The sequence below is a fragment of the Pseudoalteromonas sp. HM-SA03 genome (assembly GCF_002289345.1).
In the GTDB taxonomy this organism is placed as follows: Bacteria; Pseudomonadota; Gammaproteobacteria; order Enterobacterales; family Alteromonadaceae; genus Pseudoalteromonas.
Genome location: NZ_NSDG01000066.1, coordinates 18511 through 37818 on the forward strand (window position 1 = coordinate 18511; position 19308 = coordinate 37818).

Annotated in this window: 16 protein-coding genes; 7 read left to right on the forward strand and 9 right to left on the reverse strand. The window is 44.0% G+C overall.

Annotation, left to right across the window (positions count from 1 at the left end):
- Position 1 precedes the first annotated feature (1 nt).
- From der to ndk, 9 genes are all read right to left on the reverse strand, one after another.
- Positions 2 to 1462, reverse strand: coding sequence for a ribosome biogenesis GTPase Der (der, locus tag CKO50_RS13990; protein ID WP_095728659.1), 1461 nt, complete (start codon positions 1460 to 1462; stop codon positions 2 to 4).
- Positions 1463 to 1536: 74 nt separating this feature from the next.
- Positions 1537 to 2718, reverse strand: coding sequence for an outer membrane protein assembly factor BamB (bamB, locus tag CKO50_RS13995; RefSeq protein WP_095728660.1), 1182 nt, complete (start codon positions 2716 to 2718; stop codon positions 1537 to 1539).
- Positions 2719 to 2727: 9 nt separating this feature from the next.
- The gene (locus CKO50_RS14000) at positions 2728 to 3345 is read right to left on the reverse strand and encodes a tetratricopeptide repeat protein (protein ID WP_095728661.1); all 618 of its coding nucleotides are present in this window, start codon (positions 3343 to 3345) and stop codon (positions 2728 to 2730) included.
- Between the two features lie 9 nt (positions 3346 to 3354).
- Positions 3355 to 4632, reverse strand: a complete 1278-nt coding sequence (gene hisS / locus CKO50_RS14005; protein WP_095728662.1) for a histidine--tRNA ligase — start codon at positions 4630 to 4632, stop codon at positions 3355 to 3357.
- Positions 4633 to 4810: 178 nt separating this feature from the next.
- The gene (gene ispG / locus CKO50_RS14010) at positions 4811 to 5929 is read right to left on the reverse strand and encodes a flavodoxin-dependent (E)-4-hydroxy-3-methylbut-2-enyl-diphosphate synthase (protein ID WP_095728663.1); all 1119 of its coding nucleotides are present in this window, start codon (positions 5927 to 5929) and stop codon (positions 4811 to 4813) included.
- Between the two features lie 5 nt (positions 5930 to 5934).
- Positions 5935 to 6786, reverse strand: coding sequence for a RodZ domain-containing protein (locus CKO50_RS14015; protein ID WP_255229825.1), 852 nt, complete (start codon positions 6784 to 6786; stop codon positions 5935 to 5937).
- An 8-nt stretch (positions 6787 to 6794) separates the two neighbouring features.
- Positions 6795 to 8288 carry a type IV pilus biogenesis/stability protein PilW gene (pilW, locus tag CKO50_RS14020; RefSeq protein ID WP_095728665.1) on the reverse strand — a complete coding sequence of 498 codons (1494 nt, stop codon included), beginning with the start codon at positions 8286 to 8288 and terminating at the stop codon, positions 6795 to 6797.
- A 141-nt stretch (positions 8289 to 8429) separates the two neighbouring features.
- Positions 8430 to 9566 carry a bifunctional tRNA (adenosine(37)-C2)-methyltransferase TrmG/ribosomal RNA large subunit methyltransferase RlmN gene (locus CKO50_RS14025; RefSeq protein ID WP_095728666.1) on the reverse strand — a complete coding sequence of 379 codons (1137 nt, stop codon included), beginning with the start codon at positions 9564 to 9566 and terminating at the stop codon, positions 8430 to 8432.
- A 195-nt stretch (positions 9567 to 9761) separates the two neighbouring features.
- Positions 9762 to 10193 (reverse strand): nucleoside-diphosphate kinase, encoded by a 432-nt coding sequence (gene ndk, locus CKO50_RS14030; protein WP_010377338.1) that lies wholly within the window; start codon positions 10191 to 10193, stop codon positions 9762 to 9764.
- A gap of 634 nt (positions 10194 to 10827) precedes the next feature.
- On the opposite strand from ndk, the gene yegQ reads away from it, so the two are divergent.
- The 7 genes from yegQ to CKO50_RS14065 all read left to right on the forward strand — a co-directional run bounded on the left by yegQ (position 10828) and on the right by CKO50_RS14065 (position 19288).
- Entirely contained in the window at positions 10828 to 12186 is a 1359-nt protein-coding gene (gene yegQ, locus CKO50_RS14035; RefSeq protein WP_095728667.1) for a tRNA 5-hydroxyuridine modification protein YegQ, read from the forward strand.
- A 2-nt stretch (positions 12187 to 12188) separates the two neighbouring features.
- Entirely contained in the window at positions 12189 to 12434 is a 246-nt protein-coding gene (locus CKO50_RS14040; protein WP_010377334.1) for a YfhL family 4Fe-4S dicluster ferredoxin, read from the forward strand.
- Between the two features lie 481 nt (positions 12435 to 12915).
- Positions 12916 to 15603: a PAS domain S-box protein gene (locus CKO50_RS14045; RefSeq protein WP_095728668.1), complete on the forward strand. Its 2688-nt coding sequence runs from the start codon at positions 12916 to 12918 to the stop codon at positions 15601 to 15603.
- Positions 15604 to 15605: 2 nt separating this feature from the next.
- Entirely contained in the window at positions 15606 to 16010 is a 405-nt protein-coding gene (locus CKO50_RS14050) for a response regulator (RefSeq protein ID WP_095728669.1), read from the forward strand.
- Between the two features lie 2 nt (positions 16011 to 16012).
- On the forward strand, positions 16013 to 16945 hold the full coding sequence (locus CKO50_RS14055; RefSeq protein ID WP_095728670.1) for a GGDEF domain-containing response regulator: 933 nt from the start codon (positions 16013 to 16015) through the stop codon (positions 16943 to 16945).
- Between the two features lie 342 nt (positions 16946 to 17287).
- Complete coding sequence (locus tag CKO50_RS14060) at positions 17288 to 18448, forward strand: M23 family metallopeptidase (protein ID WP_095728671.1); 1161 nt, start codon at positions 17288 to 17290, stop codon at positions 18446 to 18448.
- 126 nt (positions 18449 to 18574) lie between these two features.
- Positions 18575 to 19288, forward strand: a complete 714-nt coding sequence (locus CKO50_RS14065; protein WP_095728672.1) for a response regulator transcription factor — start codon at positions 18575 to 18577, stop codon at positions 19286 to 19288.
- Positions 19289 to 19308: the final 20 nt, after the last annotated feature.

Here is a 19308-nt window from a genome sequence, read left to right on the forward strand (position 1 = left end):
CTTACGACTTATTGCGGTTTTCTTTTGCGAATGCGCGAAGCTTACGCTTTTGCGATAGCGTCATTTTGTTTGAACGACCAGCGTAAGGGTTATCACCTTCGCGGAACTCAATCTTGATCGGCGTACCCATTACGTTAAGCGCTTTACGATAGTAGTTCATCAAATAGCGCTTATAGCTATCTGGCAGTTCATGCACCATATTGCCGTGGATAACGATACGCGGCGGGTTATAACCACCTGCGTGTGCGTACTTAAGCTTCACCCGACGTCCACGAACCAGTGGTGGCTGGTGATCTGCCTNCATAATACGACGTAACATTGCCGTACTTACTCGCTTAGTCGCTGATTCATAAGCTTCGTCAATCGACTCAAACAAGTGACCAACACCTGTACCATGTAATGCGCTAATAAAGTGCAAACGAGCAAAATCCACAAAGCCCAAGCGTCTGTCTAGCTCAGTTTTGATACGCTCTTTGACATAGTCATCAAGACCATCCCATTTGTTTACCGCAATAACCAACGAGCGACCCGCATTTAGTGCAAAACCAAGTAGACTCAAGTCTTGATCTGAGATCCCCTCGCGCGCGTCTACAACGAGCAATACCACGTTGGCATCTTCAATCGCTTGCAGGGTTTTGATAACCGAAAATTTCTCTACGACATCGCTGACTTTCTTACGCTTACGTACACCGGCGGTGTCGATTAACACGTATTCTTTATCATTGCGCGTCATTGGAATGTAAATTGAATCGCGCGTTGTACCCGGCATATCGTAAACGATAACGCGGTCTTCACCTAAAATACGGTTAGTTAGTGTTGACTTACCTACATTTGGACGACCGATAATCGCGAGTTTAACAGGCTTGTCTTCAAAACCCGTTTTGCCGTCTTCGGCTTCTTCACCTTCAAGGTAAAGCTCGGCGATATCTTCATCATCATGCTCAAGATCTTCATCTTGAGCCGTAAGTTCAGCGATAACCGGTTGTAGCGTCAACTCTAATAATTGAGTAACACCACGACCATGCGCAGCGGCGATCTGTTGAACATCACCAAGCGCCAGCTGGTAAAACTCAGCACAGTTGGAGTCAGCATCAATGCCATCCGTTTTATTGGCGACAACAAAGCAATTCTTCTGTTGTTTACGAAGGTGCTGCGCGATAGCTTGATCAGCAACCGTCATACCTGCGCGCGCATCCACCAAAAATAGCACAATATCCGCTTCTTCAATTGCAAGCAGCGACTGCTCGGCCATTTCAGTTTCAATGCCTTCTTCAGAGCCATCGATACCACCCGTGTCTACCACAATAAACTCGTAGCCTTCATAGTTTGCTTGGCCGTATTTACGGTCGCGAGTCAGACCCGGAAAGTCAGCAACTAACGCGTCACGAGTACGTGTTAAACGATTAAACAGTGTGGATTTACCCACATTAGGTCGCCCAACCAGAGCGATCACAGGAAGCATAGACTACCTCTTTTATAAACAACAAAAGGCTTCGCAAAAGCGAAGCCCCATAAAAAATCTAAAAATTCAGAAAGTTACTGCGGAATTTGAACTGCGCTAAGTTCACCATCACGCGTGTAAACAAATACTTTGCCATCGACCACAATCGGTTCGACGAAAAAACCTGAACTATCAAACTCGGTACGCGATACCAACTCACCAGAGCTCTTATCTAGCCAATGTAAGTTACCTTCCTGATCGCCAACCACTACGTAGTTGCCAGCAACCGTTGGAGCGGTTAAATACCAACCGCGTAGAGCTGGTTGTGTCCAACGTTCAATACCTGAGTTTTTGTCTAGTGCGTACAGTACACCATCGCTATCAACCAAATAAATTACGTCAAGATCGAGTGTAAGGTCTCGGTAACTACTGTACTCACGATCCCACACGACATTACCGCTGCGCACATCAATGGCCACTAGTTTACCATTATAGGCGATAGAATACACATATGCGCCGCTTACAACGGGTTTAGTATCAACATCCACCAAACGTTCAAACTCAGAAGCCCCTTTTGCAATTGCAACATCTGAGCTCCAAGCGGTAAAACCGTTTTCAGCGATAAGTGCTGTTAACTTACCACTTTCTTCGCCAACCAATACACCACCATTCGCGCTGGTCGGTGAGCTTAAACCACGTAATGTCAGCGCAGGGACTTCTTGCTCATAGTGCCAACGCTCTTCACCTGTATCTGGGTGTAGCGCAACCAGCTTGCCTGAACCTAAGTTAACGTAAAGAAGACCATCACCTGCTGCAGGCGCTGACAGCGCTTCACCTGGTACCGACTTACGCCAAACTATTTCGCCGGTTTCACGGTCAAGCGCAAAAACCTGCCCGTGTTCAGAGCCAACATAGAGTTTACCATAAGCTTGTGTGATCCCACCTGACAGCTTCGCACTGTCACTGTCTTCCCATGGCCAAAAGCTCTTATTCTCACGAACATCAACTCGCCACTTTTCTTTACCTGTTTGTGCATCAAATGCAGTCACTATACCTTCACGAGCAGCTGCAAAAACAGTATTCTGATAGCTTACTGGAGATAAACGTGAAAAGTAGTGCTCAACCCCGTCACCAACCCCTTCTTGCCAAACAACGGAGGCGTCGAATTGATTGTTGATCTCAGGGAGTTTTAACTCTTCCTCATCATCACTAGAAGAACAACCAGCGGTGAGTGCTGCAACACATAAAGCCAATGAGGCCATCGTTAACTTCTTCATGGCAACTCCTTAAACCGTTGTCTTTTGTGCAAGATCATCCAGTTTAATTTGCAGCATAGGGTTGCTATTGCCTTCCGCTGCTTCTAATGCCGATTGATAAGCACTACGTGCTTTATCTTTATCGCCTTGAGCAAGGTAAATATCACCTTGGATCTCAGCAAGCTGTGCCTTAAACGCTTCAGGCATTGGCTTAGCCAGTGTTGCAAGTGCTTGTTCATATTGAGACTGAGACGCTTGTACACGTGCAAGTCTTAACAACGCCGTTGCTTTTAGCTCAGCGTTGGCTACATTATCAGCCGCCCAAGTTAGCTTCTCAGCAGCTAGTTTAAGATCGTCTTTGTCGATTGCCTCTTTAGCAGCAACGAAAGCTGCTAACACGGCGTAGTTAGAATCTGCATTTGCAGCAACAAAAGCGTCGCTTTTTGCTAGTACATCGTCACTTTCAACAACCTGGGTGTATGCTTCGGATGCTGCTTCTGCACTCTCGATCTGGCTTTGGTTATACGCTTTCCAGCCATATAAACCACCTAAACCAAGCACAGCACCGACTACAATCGTTGTGCCATTTTCACGGAAAAATCGTTTTATTGCTTCTGCTTGTTGTTCTTCTGTTGAATAAATTTCCATTCTAACCTCTTAGCTTACCAGCTCTGCTAACAGCGTTTTTACTTCTGCAAGTGGTAAGGTGATTTGTTCTTTCTGTTCACGCAGATACTTCACTGTCACTTTGCCTTCAGCGAGTTCATCTTCGCCTAGCACTAGCGCAATAACAGCATCGCTTTTATCTGCACGTTTAAATTGTTTCTTGAAGTTGCCACCGCCACAATGAACCATCACGCGAAGGCCAGCAATATCATCTCGTAATTGCTGTGCAACCACTGGAGCTTGAATAGCCGCTTTGTCACCCATCGCAACGACGTATACGTCTGCATTACGACGAATATCGCCCACACACTCCAACGTCTGTAGCATCAACACTAAACGCTCGATACCCATCGCAAAGCCAACGGCTGGTGTTGCTTTACCGCCAAGCTGCTCTACTAAGCCGTCGTAGCGGCCGCCAGCACATACTGTGCCTTGAGAACCTAAGCTTGTCGTCACCCACTCAAATACGGTGCGGTTGTAGTAATCTAGGCCACGTACCAGCTTTTCATTAACTTGGTATTCGACGCCAGCTGCGTCTAAACGTTCACACAAATTAGCAAAATGTTCGCGTGATTCATCATCTAAGTGTTCAGAAAGCTTAGGCGCATCAACAAGTACAGCTTGTACCTCTGGATTTTTGCTATCCAACACACGCAGTGGATTGCTATACATACGGCGCAGACTATCTTCATCAAGCGCTTCTTTGTGTTGCTCCAGATATGCAATCAAAGCATCACGATATTCAGCACGCGCTTCATTTGACCCCAAAGAGTTGAGCTCAAGCGTAACATGGTCTTGAATGCCAAATTGCTGCCATAGACGCGCCGTCAATAAGATCACTTCGGCATCAATATCTGGTGTTGCTATACCAAAGGTTTCAACGCCAAATTGATGGAATTGACGGTAACGGCCTTTTTGCGGTCTTTCATGGCGGAACATAGGTCCCATATACCAAAGGCGCTGTTCTTGGTTGTATAGCAAACCATTTTGATTACCCGCACGGACGCACACTGCTGTGCCTTCCGGACGTAGCGTTAAGCTATCGCCATTACGGTCATCAAAGGTATACATTTCTTTTTCGACGATATCGGTGACTTCACCGATAGAGCGTTTAAATAGATCGGTCGACTCAACGATTGGAAAACGGATCTCTTGATAGCCAAATGCCGCTACTGTGTCTCTTAACACCGATTCTACTTTCTGCCAGACCTGCGTGTCACCTGGCAGACAATCATTCATTCCACGGATTGCCTGAAGTTGTTTAGTCACTGAAAACCCTAACTTAAATTTGTCACCAATCGATTTACTACTACTTGAGCCTTTAACTAAATACGCTCAAACAGTCTCATCGCATTGGTTTTATTTCTTTAATGCCATTTATCGTCGTGCAGTTTAGCACGCCGTGAGAAAGCGCGAAAATTCGCTTATCTTAACGATTACGCCGGTATCAGTCGATGATTTTTACATCGATTTTTTCTTCGCTTTCTTTTTTCTCTACATATTCTCGGATCTGAGATTCTAATTGAGCAACGATATCATCATTATCAATCCGTGTTTTTTGGCGCTCGCCATTGATATAAAGGCCTGAACGACGATTTGCGCCAGCAAGACCCAAATCACTGACGAGTGCTTCGCCAGGGCCATTTACTACGCAACCTATCACAGACACCGAAATAGGTGTGACGATATCTTCTAATCGCTCTTCCAGCTGATTCATTGTATTCACTACATCAAACTCTTGACGGGAACAACTTGGGCAAGCAATAAAATTAATGCCGCGCGAACGAATTCGCAGTGACTTTAGAATATCAAAACCCACTTTGATTTCTTGCACCGGATCAGCCGCAAGTGAAACACGTAATGTATCACCAATCCCTTCCGCAAGTAACATACCTAGACCAACTGCCGATTTAACCGAGCCAGCTCTAAAACCACCTGCCTCGGTGATCCCAAGGTGCAGAGGTTGATCTATTTCTTTTGCCAGTAATCGATACGCGCCAACGGCTAAGAACACGTCGGAAGCTTTTACTGAGACTTTAAACTGATCAAAGTTATGGCGCTGGAGAATTTCGACATGTCGCATCGCAGACTCAAGCAAGGCTTCAGGTGTTGGTTCACCATACTTTTCTTGCAAATCGCGTTCTAGTGAGCCGCCATTTACGCCAATACGAATCGGGATGTTGTACTCACCCGCCGCGTCAATCACTGCACGAATACGATCTTCACTGCCAATATTTCCAGGGTTTATTCGCAAGCAATCGGCACCGTATTTCGCCACTTGTAACGCAATACGATAATCGAAGTGAATATCTGTAACGAGCGGAATATCCACTTGCTCTTTAATGCTTTTGAATGCTTCAGCCGCATCCATTGTCGGCACAGAGACACGAACAATATCCGCTCCGGCATCTTGGATAGCTCTAATTTGTGCCACCGTCGCATCAACATCTAAAGTATTGGTGTTAGTCATAGACTGTACAGCTATCGGTGCGCCATCACCAATAGGCACATTACCGACATAGATCCTTGTTGATTTTCTACGCTTTATAGGTGGTTCTGAAAACATGCTGACTACTCTGTTAACGGTAAATTGAATTTAGCTAGACGGTTTTTAGTAAACGCAGGCAATGACACTGGTTTGCCGTCAAGCGTGACCTCTACGGCCTGATGCTTGCCGAGTATAACAGAAAAAGGGGCCTTACCTTCAACTGTCATAGTATATCCCGCTTTTTTAACGCCAAACGCAACACGCTCTTGCGTTGCGTCAAACATCTCAACCCAGCTTTCTTCGTTGAAGTACATAACTACCGTGCTCAATGCGGGGTCTCGTTTTGCCGCTTGTGGTTTCGCTTCAACAAGCACTGAAACCTCCGTTTCGTTCGCCTGCGGCTCGCTTTGCGACGCTGTGCTATTGTTTCGCTCAGTAGGTACTGCTAACTCATCGGTTGCAGGTGTTGCGACATTTTCAACTGGCGTATCAAGCTGAGTGGCGGGCGTTTCAGGCACCACTTCTTGCTCTGAGCTATTGGTCTGCCAAAACCAAAATGCCGACGACCCTAGCACGATAGCCAGTACGATGTAGCTCACCATCATTAGGCGGTTATCATGGGCTTCTTTGTGAGTGCGGCGAGAAAAGCTTTGCATCCGCTTTTTCTGTGGCGGCAACTCTGGTGATTGATATCTAGCCAGTACTTCTGTCGGATTCAACCCCAGTAGCGCAGCGTAATTTTTAATATAGCCACGCACAAAGGTTTCAGGCCCTAGATCTTGGTAGTCATCCTGCTCGAGCTTGGTAAGCTGGGCATGGGTCATCTTTAAGCGCGATTCAATTTCAGCGAAACTGATCCCAGCATTTTGTCTCGCCGTTGCTAAAGTTTGCCCGAGTGAAGGCTGCTCTTGTTCAGGTGCTTCCTGCTCTTTCATTGTTTGGTTCATAAAACGTAATTTGTTGGGTCTACAATTAATAATCCGTGGCCTGCTTGCAGCGCCACATCAGGAGTAAGTTCATTCCATCGCATAATTTCATCGATCAACACACCATATCGATCGGCAATACTGAGCAAAGTATCTCCCGCCGCAATTTCATGCACAACATTGGGGTTGTTAAGATACACCTTTTGACCTGCGTACAATCTTGCAGATTCCCGCACTTGATTATATTCCATCAATTCAACCATTTTAATGTCGTATTTGACTGAAATACTAAACAGGTTTTCACCTGCAATAACAGTATGAAAAGGCACCTGAGGAAGCGCAACGTCACGATTTAATAGCGGTACACTTGTACTGCTTGATAATGTAGTCGCTAGCACTTGAGGCTCACGTGAGCGAGGACTAAATGTGACTTCCGATGGATCCGGTTGATAAAACTCAACCCGAGTTTCAGAATCCGAGCTACTGTTCACTAAAGACGTACTTTTTGCCACTTCAGGTTTTGCCGAAGGCGCAAAATTATTGGCCTCAACGGGTGAATCAACGGTGAATGATTGCGTTGAATTCGATTGCGTTTTCTTACGTTTAATTTTAATTTTTGGATTCGCAACAATATGACTGGGCGACGCCTCGGCAAGCTTATTTAACTGTGCTTCTCGATAGCGATTACGTAACCGTTCAAATTCACTTGCAGCGATATTATTCGTTAAGATAAGCCCTGCTTGGGCAGATTTTGGGTAACTTTGCACCAATGTTGTAGCGATGTCTTGCGCCTTCTGTAAGTGGCCCATTTGCATATGTACTAAGTGCCCAAGCATTAAGCTTCTTGGTGAAATAAATCCACGCTTGGCAACATTATCAAGCACATCTTCAGCTCTCAAGAAATCACTGCGAGCATAGTATAGGCCCGCGAGCGCAAGTTGCGACGACATCTGCTGAGCGTTATGCTTAATCGCGCTTTGCAGATATTCCTCAGCCAAGGAATACTCATTTTGTTTCAGCGCACACAACGCCAAGTTTTCATAGCTTGCCGATACCCGCAAATAACTTGGTACCTCTATCGCTTTGAAAAAATATTGGCTCGCCTTGTCATACTGTCCTACTCGACAAAGAAAAGTGCCATAGTTGTTTAGCGTGTCGGGGTTATCTGGCTCAATATCCAAAGCCGCCTGATAGGCATTATCAGCGCGTTGTTGCTCACCCACCTGCTCGTAATAATACGCCAATGTATAATGGGCTTCGGCCAGTTTTGGCGCTAACTGTAATGCCCGTTCTAAATTAAATTTGGCTGAGGTGGTGTTACCTGAGTTGAGATATTGAAGTGCCAGTGCAATGCGAGTTCTTGCGGCGTTGGTGTTATTGACTTGTTGTTCGGCCACAGGACGCCCATCGGAGCGATAACTACTCTCCGTCACACAACCTGACAGAACTAAACTCGCGCCTGCGAGAATGGATGCAGCCAATCCTGTTTTGCGATAATTTCGCGATTGCATCACTCACCTTTGAATGCCACTGGGTTCTATGTGTGCCCTATATTACCCAAAAGGCTAAGAGATTCATCTATTTTTTACCAGATAGTCAGAACTTATCTGTGGTTAAGATGAAATGAGCTGGGAAAACCCAGCTCATGAATATCATTGTGCGCTCACATTGACAGCAATGGTGTTATCGTCACGCTGCTTTTTCTTGGCTAAACGTTTGGTTCTGTCTACAACATCACCCACTAGCTGTCCACATGCAGCATCAATGTCATCGCCACGGGTGCGACGAACGATACAGGTAAGTCCTGCTGCTTGTAACACCTTAGAAAATCTATCGATGCGGCTGTTGCTAGAGCGACCATACTCATTACCCGGGAACGGGTTAAAGGGGATCAAGTTAATTTTTGACGGCGTGCCTTTGAGTACTTGTACTAATTCATGGGCATGATCTGTACTGTCATTCACGTCTTGTAGCATCACATACTCAATGGTGACGTCTTTATTTGCTTTAGAACCATCGATATAGCGACGACATGCTGCTAGGAACTCTTCAATCGGATACTTTTTGTTGATTGGTACAAGCACATCACGTAGTGGATTGTTTGGCGCATGTAGCGAAATTGCCAATGCCACATCAATCTTTTCTTTCAAGATATCAAGTGCCGGTACCACACCTGATGTACTTAGCGTAACGCGGCGCTTGGATAAACCAAACGCCCAATCGTCCATCATCAATTCCATCGCCGGTACTACGTTATTTAGGTTTAACAGAGGCTCACCCATACCCATCATAACGATGTTAGTAATTGGACGTTTAGTGCTATCGCCTTTATGTAGACCAATGTCGGTTGCCACGCGCCAAACCTGACCAATGATCTCAGACACTTTTAAGTTACGGTTAAAGCCCTGCTGCGCTGTTGAGCAAAAAGTACACTCTAGCGCACAGCCAACTTGAGAAGACACACACAGTGTCGCTCGGTCTTTTTCAGGGATCCACACGGTTTCAACTTCTTGGCCGCCCTCGAGTAATAGAGCATATTTAATGGTACCGTCAGAAGCCTCTTGCTTTACTGAAATTTCAGGCGCCTTAATCTCACACTCAGCTTGCAAACGCGCACGCAACTTTTTGTTCAGATTGCTCATATCATCAAAGTTATCGATACCAAAATGATAAATCCATTTCATCACCTGATCCGCGCGAAACGGCTTTTCGCCATATGATGCAAACAACTCGCGCATCCCCTCGCGATTTAAATCAAGTAAGTTAATTTTTTTCTCAATAGTGGTCATGAACAACCTCGGTTAAAGACGGTAAGAACAGCTAAATTGCCAACAACGCATTGTACAAAAAAGCAGCAAACATCACAAATAATGTAACGTGTTTTGTGAAGTAGTGTGATTACTTTACAAAGCACGCTTATCCCCCAACTTAGCTACGGGACAAAAAAAGGGCTCGAAAGCCCTTCTTTGGCACCAAGTCTCGAATTAACGAGTACGTGGGCAGATCTCTTCTTCAGCGAAGAAGTAAGCGATTTCGCGAGCAGCAGACTCTGGCGCGTCAGAACCGTGTACTGCGTTCTCGTCGATGCTGTCTGCGTAGTCAGCACGTAGCGTACCAGCTAGCGCTTCAGCAGGGTTAGTAGCACCCATGATTTCGCGGTTTTTACGAACTGCATCTTCACCTTCAAGCACCTGAACCATTACTGGACCAGAAGTCATGAAAGAAACTAGTGCACCAAAGAAAGGACGCTCTTTGTGCTCTGCGTAGAAACCTTCAGCTTTCTCTTGAGAAAGGTGAACCATTTTTGATGCAACGATTTTAAGACCAGCAGACTCAAAACGGTTGTAGATAGCACCGATGTGGTTTTTAGCTACAGCATCAGGCTTGATGATTGAAAAAGTGCGCTCTAAAGCCATCTTTTTTGCTCCAAAATATTATTGTGAATATTAACGGGCGCGAATTATACGTGTTTTGGTAGAAAAAACCTACTATCTCACGCCGCTTTCTTTGCGAAGAAACGAAAGTTTGGTGAATTATTTGTCGATTAAATACGCAGAATTGCCAGCAGAAGCCTTAACAGTAAGGTCACTTGCCTTTCCTTGCGCAATGTCAAAAAACCTGATCTACATCAAAATTACTTACTTAGCTTTCTTCTATACTGCGCCGCTTTTTAGAATCAGCACGCGAAATCACTCAACAGCTGACCCGTAATTAGGGCCTGTTGTTCTTTCAAGTTTGTTTTTGCAGCAGTTTGATTGGTATTTATACAAGGCAGAGCCTGCGTAGCATAGTTGTTCTATGTGAGTCAGGCGATAAAGACTTTGCGCTCCTGCAAAGTCACCTTACCCCACATCCTTGTGGGGCAACACAGAAGAAATGCCAATCAAGCGCAGCCCTTTGGGTTCACCTGAGTGCGCTTTGTTCATTGTTGCTCAACTTTTGCCTAGATTACTAGGCGGCAAGTCGAGCGTCGCGACCAAAACACACTCAGGAGAACAAAAATAAAACAGCAAAGGTCAACAGGCCCTAGTTCAATGTATGAGGTAAACCATGTTTGTACCAGAACTTCTCTCTCCTGCCGGCAGTTTAAAGAATATGCGTTACGCTTTTGCGTACGGTGCCGATGCTGTTTACGCTGGACAACCAAGATACAGTCTACGCGTACGTAATAACGAATTTGACCTAAGTAACCTCGAAATCGGTATTAACGAAGCCCACCAGCAAAATAAAAAGCTCTATGTCGTATCAAATATTGCGCCGCACAACGGAAAAGTGAAAACTTACTTACGTGATATTGAGCCTGTTATCGCGATGAAGCCAGACGCGCTTATCATGTCCGATCCCGGGCTAATTATGTTGGTGCGCGATAAGTGGCCAGACATGCCAATTCACCTATCCGTACAAGCGAATGCTGTTAACTATGCAGCGGTACAATTTTGGGCCAAACAAGGGGTTGAGCGGGTTATTCTTTCTCGCGAGTTGTCGCTACAAGAAATAGAAGAAATTCGTACATTGTGTCCAGACACTGAGCTTGAAGTGTTCGTTCATGGTGCCTTATGCATGGCCTATTCTGGTCGCTGTTTATTGTCGGGTTATATCAACAAGCGCGATCCAAACCAAGGTACGTGTACCAATGCCTGCCGCTGGAGCTACGATGTCAAACCTGGTCAAGAAAACGAAACCGGGGATGTTGTCCATAAGGTCGATCCAAAAGCGATTATTCCAACCTTAGGGAAAGGTCAACCAAGCGACGAAGTGTTTATGCTCGAAGAGCAAGGCCGCCCAGGTGAATACATGCCAGCATTTGAAGATGAGCATGGTACTTACATCATGAATTCCAAAGATTTACGTGCTGTCCAGTATGTTGATCAACTCACTCGCATGGGCGTGCACAGCCTTAAGATCGAAGGCCGAACCAAGTCATTTTATTACGTTGCCCGCACCGCACAAGTCTATCGTAAAGCCATTGATGATGCTGTTGCAGGTAAACCATTTGACCCAAGCTTAATGAAAACCCTAGAAAACCTAGCCCACCGAGGATATACCGAGGGCTTCTTGAAACGTCATGTACATCAAGACTATCAAAATTACGACTACGGTCATTCGGTGTCTGACCAACAGCAGTTTGTTGGTGAAGTGCTAGGTCGCACTAATAATAGTCTCGTTGAGATTGAGGTTAAAAACAAGTTCTGTACTGGTCACAGCTTGGAATTGATGACGCCTAAGGGCAATATTCACTTTAATCTTAAACACATGGAAAATAAAAAAGGCGAAGCGATAGATGACGCCAAGGGCTCTGGTCATATCGTCAAAATTCCACTGCCAGAAGACATAGACTTAAATCACGCCATTTTAATGCGCAATTTAGGCCAAAGTGAGGACACTCGTAATCCTTTTAAAAAGGCATAACGATGGCATTACTGATTAATGATAAATGTATCAACTGTGATATGTGCGACCCTGAGTGTCCTAATCAAGCTATTTACATGGGCGATAAAATTTATCAAATTGACCCTGACAAATGCACTGAATGCGTTGGCCATTACGATACACCAACCTGTGTGAGTGTCTGCCCCATTGATTGCATCAAACCAGATCCAAACCACAAAGAAAGCCTTGATCAGTTAGCCGAAAAATACCTTCGGCTCACTGAATAACAAAGTGAAGCCACGCGCTTCACCTTGTTAATCTTTCAACAAGTTTCTTCATACCTCGCGATAAAGGTTTCCAAACCTAAGGTTTGGATAAGGAATGAGCTAGCTCATTGTTTTTAAAACTACATTAAATTATTTTCTTATCTAGCCAGAGCGTTTTGGGGATAACACCGCTTCCGCATCCAGCTCTCGCTAAGGTACCTAATTCCTGTAGGCAAGGCGAATTTACGCACCAATAGCTGGCTATTGGAAGTGAATTCAACACAGTTAGCGCTAANAACTGGCTGCTAGAAAGGCATTAATTATCCGNAAGTTCAGGTTTCTTACGCCTCTTGTCGAAATTTCAAATAGATATACTACAGTTAAAGCAGAGTATTAGGACTTTTAAAGCGTATTTAATTTTCGCAGTTTTAGTGCACTTTCACCGTCTTAAGGACGGATGTTTTTTATATGAATAGGCTTCACCTTGAGGTAAGGAAATAACATGGATTTGAACTCATTTGAGTCATTTTTTAATAGCGCGTACATGCCACATGGTCATTGTTATTTGTGGCAACCTCATCTGCTATGGACCAATGTTATCTCCGATATCTTGATAGCTGCCGCCTACTTTTCTATTCCCATGGCGATTATGATTTATGCAAAACAACGCCCTGACGTTGGCAGAAATTGGGTCTTTGTGTTGTTCTGTAGCTTCATTACCTTATGTGGACTAACGCACTTAATTGGCGTTTATACCGTTTGGCATGGCGCTTATGGTATTCATGGCATTTCAAAAGCAGTCACAGCGTTTATCTCAATGGTAACGGCGGTTTATCTTTTTAGACTTATCCCAAGCGCCGTCGCAATCCCAACTCCCAATCAATTCCATGGCGTGACCGCAAGGCTCAAACGTATTACCGATGAAAAGCAGGCGCTTCATTCACAACTCGACCAACACAGAGTTACCGAGTTTATGCTCAACGCCTTACCCACCAGTACCTTGCTACTTGACCAGCTACTCACCGTGAGTAAATGCAATCCTTATTTCTATCGTGAGCTTGGGTACGACACGCCTGATGCGTTAATTGGACTGAGATTACACGATATCGTCAATTTGGATGATCCATTCGATAGCTTAGAGTCCATTAGCCAATCTCTACTCAATCAAAACGATTACAGTAAAGAAGCGCTGTGCCATGTGAAAGACAAATTTGGCAATCAAATCCCGATGGAGATGCGCTTAGTACAAGAGCCCCACGACGGCGCTAATCTCATTTTAGCAGTGTTTAATAACCTATCGTCACTTAAACACACAGAGCAAGCACTCGCAGAATCCACCGAGCAAATGAAGCGTGCAATCGGTGCAACCGAAGATGGCATTTGGGAGTGGAACGTTATCGACAACAGCGTCAGCTATTCATCTCGTTTAAAAACCATGATAGGTAAGCGCGACGACGAAAAAGTCACCTATGACGACTGGTTTGCACATATTCATCCAGACCATCAAGACAAAGTACAAGATGCCATAGACCATCACTTTACCACCAAAGCGCAATATTTTGTCGAGTATTTAGGGCGTGATAACAAAGGAGAATACGCTTGGTTTTCCGCCGTAGGCAACAGCCAGTTTGACGACCACGGTAGAGCGTTGGTGATGTCAGGGGCACTTAGGAATATCCATCAGAAAAAATCCCTTGAGCTGCAAATCGCGGAAAAAAACAAAATACTCAATGCCATCTACGAAGGCGCAAGTCAGGCTATTTGGCTATTAAAGGTAGAAGAAAACCAGACTTTTCGGTTTCTTGAATACAATAAGTTCGCCTGTTTGCGCACTGGCGTAAAACTCGAGCAAATACTAGGGAAAACCCTTCATGAACTTAGAGATACCGCGTTGGAGGCTGAGCTGGTAGACCGAATCGAAAAAAACTACCAACTTTGCGTTGAGGTCGCAAAACCCGTAGATTACACCGAAATGGTACCATTCAAAAATAAAGAATATTGGTACCAGACGACTCTTTATCCACTCAAAGACAGTAAAAATCAAGTTGAGCGTATAGTTGGTATTGCTGTCGATATTACAGCGCGAAAGTTCGCAGAAAAAGAGTTGGAAGACAATCAACACTTTTTGCAACGAATGATAGATTCTGCTGTGTGTGGCCTTTATCTCTACGACTTTAAGCTTCACAAAAACACGCGTATAAATAAGCGTTACACCCAGCTATTGGGTTATACTTTTGAGGAACTCATCGATGCAAATTTGGAACTGTGTTTTCATGAAAGCGAACGCGCACTCGTTTACGAGCATATTGATGAAGTGAGAGCCAGCCAAGACGGTGAACTTATCCCGATAAAGTATCGTTTCAGACACAAAGAAGGGCATTGGGTTTGGTGTTACTCTGTCGATACCGTGATCACTCGAGATCACAATGGCGAGCCAGAGTTGATGCTAGGTACTTTTGTTGACATGACCGAGCACACCGAATTGCTATTACAGCTGCAAGAATCCAACGCCCACCTTGAGCACTTTGCTTATATTGCTTCTCATGATTTGCAAGAGCCACTCAGAAAGATCACCGCTTTTTCAGACAGTTTGGCGCAAAGAGTTACGCCAGAACTAAAAGACTACGACGATGCAAAGTTTGAAATAGAGCGCTTGGTAGATGCCAGTCAACGAATGCGGATCATGATTCAAGACTTACTCAAATTATCACGCTTGCATTCCCATGAGCTAAAGCTACAAACAACCAATCTAAATTTGTTGCTAGAAGATATCTCTGAAGTGATGAGCTTTAGTATTGAGGAGAGCAGCGCAGAAATTAAACTCGAGAATGGTGATTTACCTATCGAGCTTGATCCTTCTCTTTTTCTTCAAGTGCTGCAAAACTTAATCAGTAACAGTATTAAATTTAAGTCACCAGAACTTACGCCAGTGATCCAAATTTACACTAGCCAAACAGGCCATGAAACGATGATCCATTACACAGATAATGGGCTTGGGATCCCAAAATCTCGACGTCAGCAAATCTTTGAACCGTTCAGGCGTTTTGGCACCACACAAGAGTATGGCAGTGGTATTGGGCTCGCGCTATGCAAACAAATCGTAAAACTACATGGCGGCACAATAAAGTGCCTGCAAAGTGATGACGGCGCTTTATTTGAAATCACATTGCCAAAAGAAGTGAAGGAGTAATAATGGAACTGTTATTAGTTGAAGATGATCCAGATGATGTCTACTTTTTTAAAAGAGCATATAGCAGTCTTACCAATGCGCCAGAGCTTAAGATTTTTTCTGATGGTCATGAACTGTTGTATTACCTCGACTCTATCTCAACCTATGATCAAGTTATTTTATTGGATTTAAACATGCCAAAAATGAGTGGCTTTGAAGTTATGGAAGCTTTAAAAAATGAAAAAGTTGCCGATAAATTAATAACGGTATGCTATACCACCTCCACTCACCACAGTGACATTCGTAAAGCATATCAATTGGGTGCTAAGTCATATATTACCAAGCCCGGACGCTTAAGTGATTTAGAGTCGTTGATCAAATTAATCAAGCAGTATTGGTTTGACAATAACTGTATTGTGCAAGGGTAACTATGAATACATGGCTGATTTATCTTCTTGAAGACAACGATGAAGATGCTTATTTAGTGAAGCGCACACTTGCAAGTACTGATGGTAGACAAAAGTTTAACGTTAAACACTTCAAAAATGTAGAGCAACTTGAAATTGCTTTAAACACAGTCAAGCCAGAAGCCATCCTTATCGATTTAAATATCGATGAGAGCCAAGGTCTTACGACGCTGATTAAAGTAAAACAGTTGCCCCTCAGCGCCCCTATAATCGTGCTAACTGGGGTATCTGAAACACTGTTTGGCGAAAAGGCAATTCAACTTGGTGCGCAAGATTATATCCCAAAACACGAAGTGAGCGGCCCACTACTGGCACGTACAATCACCTTCTCAAAAGAACGCTATGAGATGCAGCGGAATCTAGAGAACCTAGTGGTGATGGATAGACTCACTATGCTACATAACCGCGGCGCGTTTGATAACGAGTTAGAAAGAGCGATTTCTGAATCAGAGCGGTATGGTCATCGATTTGGTGTGTTGTTTATTGATCTCGACAATTTTAAACCAGTTAATGATCAACTTGGTCATCAAGCAGGCGATCAATTGCTAAAAATACTGGCGGCAAAACTTAAAATGTATAAACGTGCTTCGGACTTTGTAGCACGCTACGGTGGTGATGAATTCGTTGTTATCGCCCCTCACCTAACCGAAAAAAATCAGTTACGAAAACTTGCTCAGCATAAGTATGACTTGCTCAGTGATAGTTACTGTCTCCAGGATGAAAATGCAAATATCCGCGAAGTAAAGCTGGACTTAAGTATCGGTGCGGTGATTTATCCAACTGATGCCATATCAGCAGAAGAGTTAGTTGCTAAAGCAGATAAAGCTATGTATCACGCGAAGACGAATCAATTACCTTACGCGTTATACTCAGATGCGGGACTCACAGCAAAATAGTAAAGTAAGGAGTGTACTAATCGACTCTATTTTGAACGTATTGTTTGTCGGCTTTTCTCTTAATGTGGCTGCCTCTTTCGACAAAAGGCAAAACATTACGGCTATCTCACCCCACCTTTCTTTTAGCAACTCTTCTAGTTGAGGCTGGGTAATTAGCCATTTCATAGCAACTTCCACATCACACCACTTTCTTTTTATAGTCGCTTTTATAAAAACTCCAATCTATCAGGCAAAAATTTAAACTCCTCACTCAATGAAATCACATTCAAAACTTTTATTTTACAAAATACTCACATTTATGTATAACTTAATTGAACAAAAAACAAACAGAAAGGATACAACATGAAACGCCACTATCTATTAGCGTGTTTAGTCGCGCTCCTCTCACATCAGGCAACAGCTGCCGGTCAGCATGACTCTGTAGCTATGCCTGAATTTACTGTTGAACACATCAGTGCCTTACCGATTTCTAGTGTAATGACAGTAAACCCTGAACTGTTTCTTTTCAGCAATGCTTTACAGCAAGTAGATTGGCAGCAAGTGCTTGACAGCACGGCACCACATTTAAGCGACAAGCTTGAAGTGATCTTGCACTATGCTGGATACGCCAGTATTAGCCCTAAGTTATTGCTGGCACTAATGGAACTTGAGTCAGGTGTGATCAGCAACCCAGATAAACAATCTCTGGCAGCACCGTTTGGTAAACTCTCCCATGAACATGGATTTGATGCGCAAGTAAAAGATGTAGCGCTTAATCTAAGTGCGAGATACTACGCATTTCAAAAACTTCGTGATGAAGGCAAAGCTAAAAAATTACCAGCAGTAAACGAAGCAACTGTTGCACTTGCGGATCTGACACACGCATCGGCAGGTGCCCTATTCAGTACTTACCAAGCTTTATTTAACGGTGAGTCATTGGCATTAAAAGCGGACAACAACATCGCTTTTAATGAACAAGCTTCAATACAAGCGATATCAGCTGCTAGCTTTAGCATGAGTTTCCCATGGCCATCCGGTTACGCTTGGTATAGCGGTGGTGCACACTCAAATACAGGCTCTGGTTACCCTTACTCATCGCTTGATTTTAATAACGGCTCAGGTGGCTGGGGAAGTAATACACCTTGGGTTCAAGCAGCGCATGGCGGCACTGTGACTCGCTACTCAGCTTGTAACATTCGAGTGACTCATTCAAGCGGCTATTCGACTCAGTATTACCATATGGAAAGTTTGCAATATAACACTGGCGATGTCATTTCTGCAGGCGCTTGGCTTGGCCGTTACGCGGATGATAAAGCAACAGCATTGTGCCAAGGTGGTCAATCAACAGGTCCTCACGTTCACTTTTCTCTACTGTACAACGGTGGACATATTTCGCTGCATAATTGGTACATCAGTGGCTATCGTATAGATGTGGGTAACTCCAACTATGACGATAACTGTAATCGCTTCTTTTTTGAGAAGAATGGGTATCGTACTTGTGCATGGCGTGCGTTATATAAGTAACATGAGCTTGCATAATCATGGTATTAGGCTCAACTTTTTTGTTTGAGCCTAATAAAAAACTTAAAATTTTTGTAAAACAAATGTATATTAAATTCAATCAAGAATAAAAAAGGATTTAATGCTTCTATGTTTGCAAAGGAATATTCCAACAACTCGCTAGCATGGCAAGATCGAGCATTTTTTATTCTAACTCATGCTCGAGCCAATACCAGCTCCACCAATTATACTGTGCTTATCAAAGTGCTAGAGACACTAGGACATACAGTCAAAGTTGATACTCGACTACCAGAACACGCGCAACGCGAACAAATCGCGTTATTTTTGGTAGATACAGAACACCGAGATTGTAATGAACTTATCAGTGCTGAAGTAAAACTCTTGGCAGCTAAACACAAAGTACTACTCTTTAATGCCAATGAAGACAGTGTTAATGAAAAAACGGCACTACTTGGCAATGTGAAAGGCATACTTTATCGCAACGCTCCGCCAGAGACGTTATTTCAAGGATTAAGCAGTGTGCTCAAAGGCGAGCTTTGGTTTTGTCTTAGTGCTATTTCAGAGGCATTTAGCGAACTGATTGCCGCCGTACCACAAGCATTGCCTAACAGCGACATTATCTTAAGTAATGAAGAGTTAAATATGCTTACCGGCAGAGAAAAATCGGTGATCAAGCTTATTGCTGCTGGTGCTAAAAACGAAGATATCGCAGATAGACTAAACATCAGTAGCCACACAGTTAAAACGCATATCTACAGCGCATTTAAAAAAACCAATTCACGTAACCGTGTTGAGCTTGCTAATTGGGCGCTACGCCATATACCAATCGTGAGTTTGAATTAAGAGCTGTGTAAAGACACACA

What these genes read in the sequence shown, in the direction of transcription:
- bamB (WP_095728660.1), bottom strand. Translation starts at nt 2,718, where the DNA reads ATGAAGAAGTTAACGATGGCCTCATTGGCTTTATGTGTTGCAGCACTC.
- CKO50_RS14000 (WP_095728661.1), bottom strand. Translation starts at nt 3,345, where the DNA reads ATGGAAATTTATTCAACAGAAGAACAACAAGCAGAAGCAATAAAACGA.
- ispG (WP_095728663.1), bottom strand. Translation starts at nt 5,929, where the DNA reads ATGTTTTCAGAACCACCTATAAAGCGTAGAAAATCAACAAGGATCTAT.
- CKO50_RS14015 (WP_255229825.1), bottom strand. Translation starts at nt 6,786, where the DNA reads ATGAAAGAGCAGGAAGCACCTGAACAAGAGCAGCCTTCACTCGGGCAA.
- pilW (WP_095728665.1), bottom strand. Translation starts at nt 8,288, where the DNA reads ATGCAATCGCGAAATTATCGCAAAACAGGATTGGCTGCATCCATTCTC.
- CKO50_RS14025 (WP_095728666.1), bottom strand. Translation starts at nt 9,566, where the DNA reads ATGACCACTATTGAGAAAAAAATTAACTTACTTGATTTAAATCGCGAG.
- ndk (WP_010377338.1), bottom strand. Translation starts at nt 10,193, where the DNA reads ATGGCTTTAGAGCGCACTTTTTCAATCATCAAGCCTGATGCTGTAGCT.
- yegQ (WP_095728667.1), top strand. Translation starts at nt 10,828, where the DNA reads ATGTTTGTACCAGAACTTCTCTCTCCTGCCGGCAGTTTAAAGAATATG.
- CKO50_RS14040 (WP_010377334.1), top strand. Translation starts at nt 12,189, where the DNA reads ATGGCATTACTGATTAATGATAAATGTATCAACTGTGATATGTGCGAC.
- CKO50_RS14045 (WP_095728668.1), top strand. Translation starts at nt 12,916, where the DNA reads ATGGATTTGAACTCATTTGAGTCATTTTTTAATAGCGCGTACATGCCA.
- CKO50_RS14050 (WP_095728669.1), top strand. Translation starts at nt 15,606, where the DNA reads ATGGAACTGTTATTAGTTGAAGATGATCCAGATGATGTCTACTTTTTT.
- CKO50_RS14055 (WP_095728670.1), top strand. Translation starts at nt 16,013, where the DNA reads ATGAATACATGGCTGATTTATCTTCTTGAAGACAACGATGAAGATGCT.
- CKO50_RS14060 (WP_095728671.1), top strand. Translation starts at nt 17,288, where the DNA reads ATGAAACGCCACTATCTATTAGCGTGTTTAGTCGCGCTCCTCTCACAT.
- CKO50_RS14065 (WP_095728672.1), top strand. Translation starts at nt 18,575, where the DNA reads ATGTTTGCAAAGGAATATTCCAACAACTCGCTAGCATGGCAAGATCGA.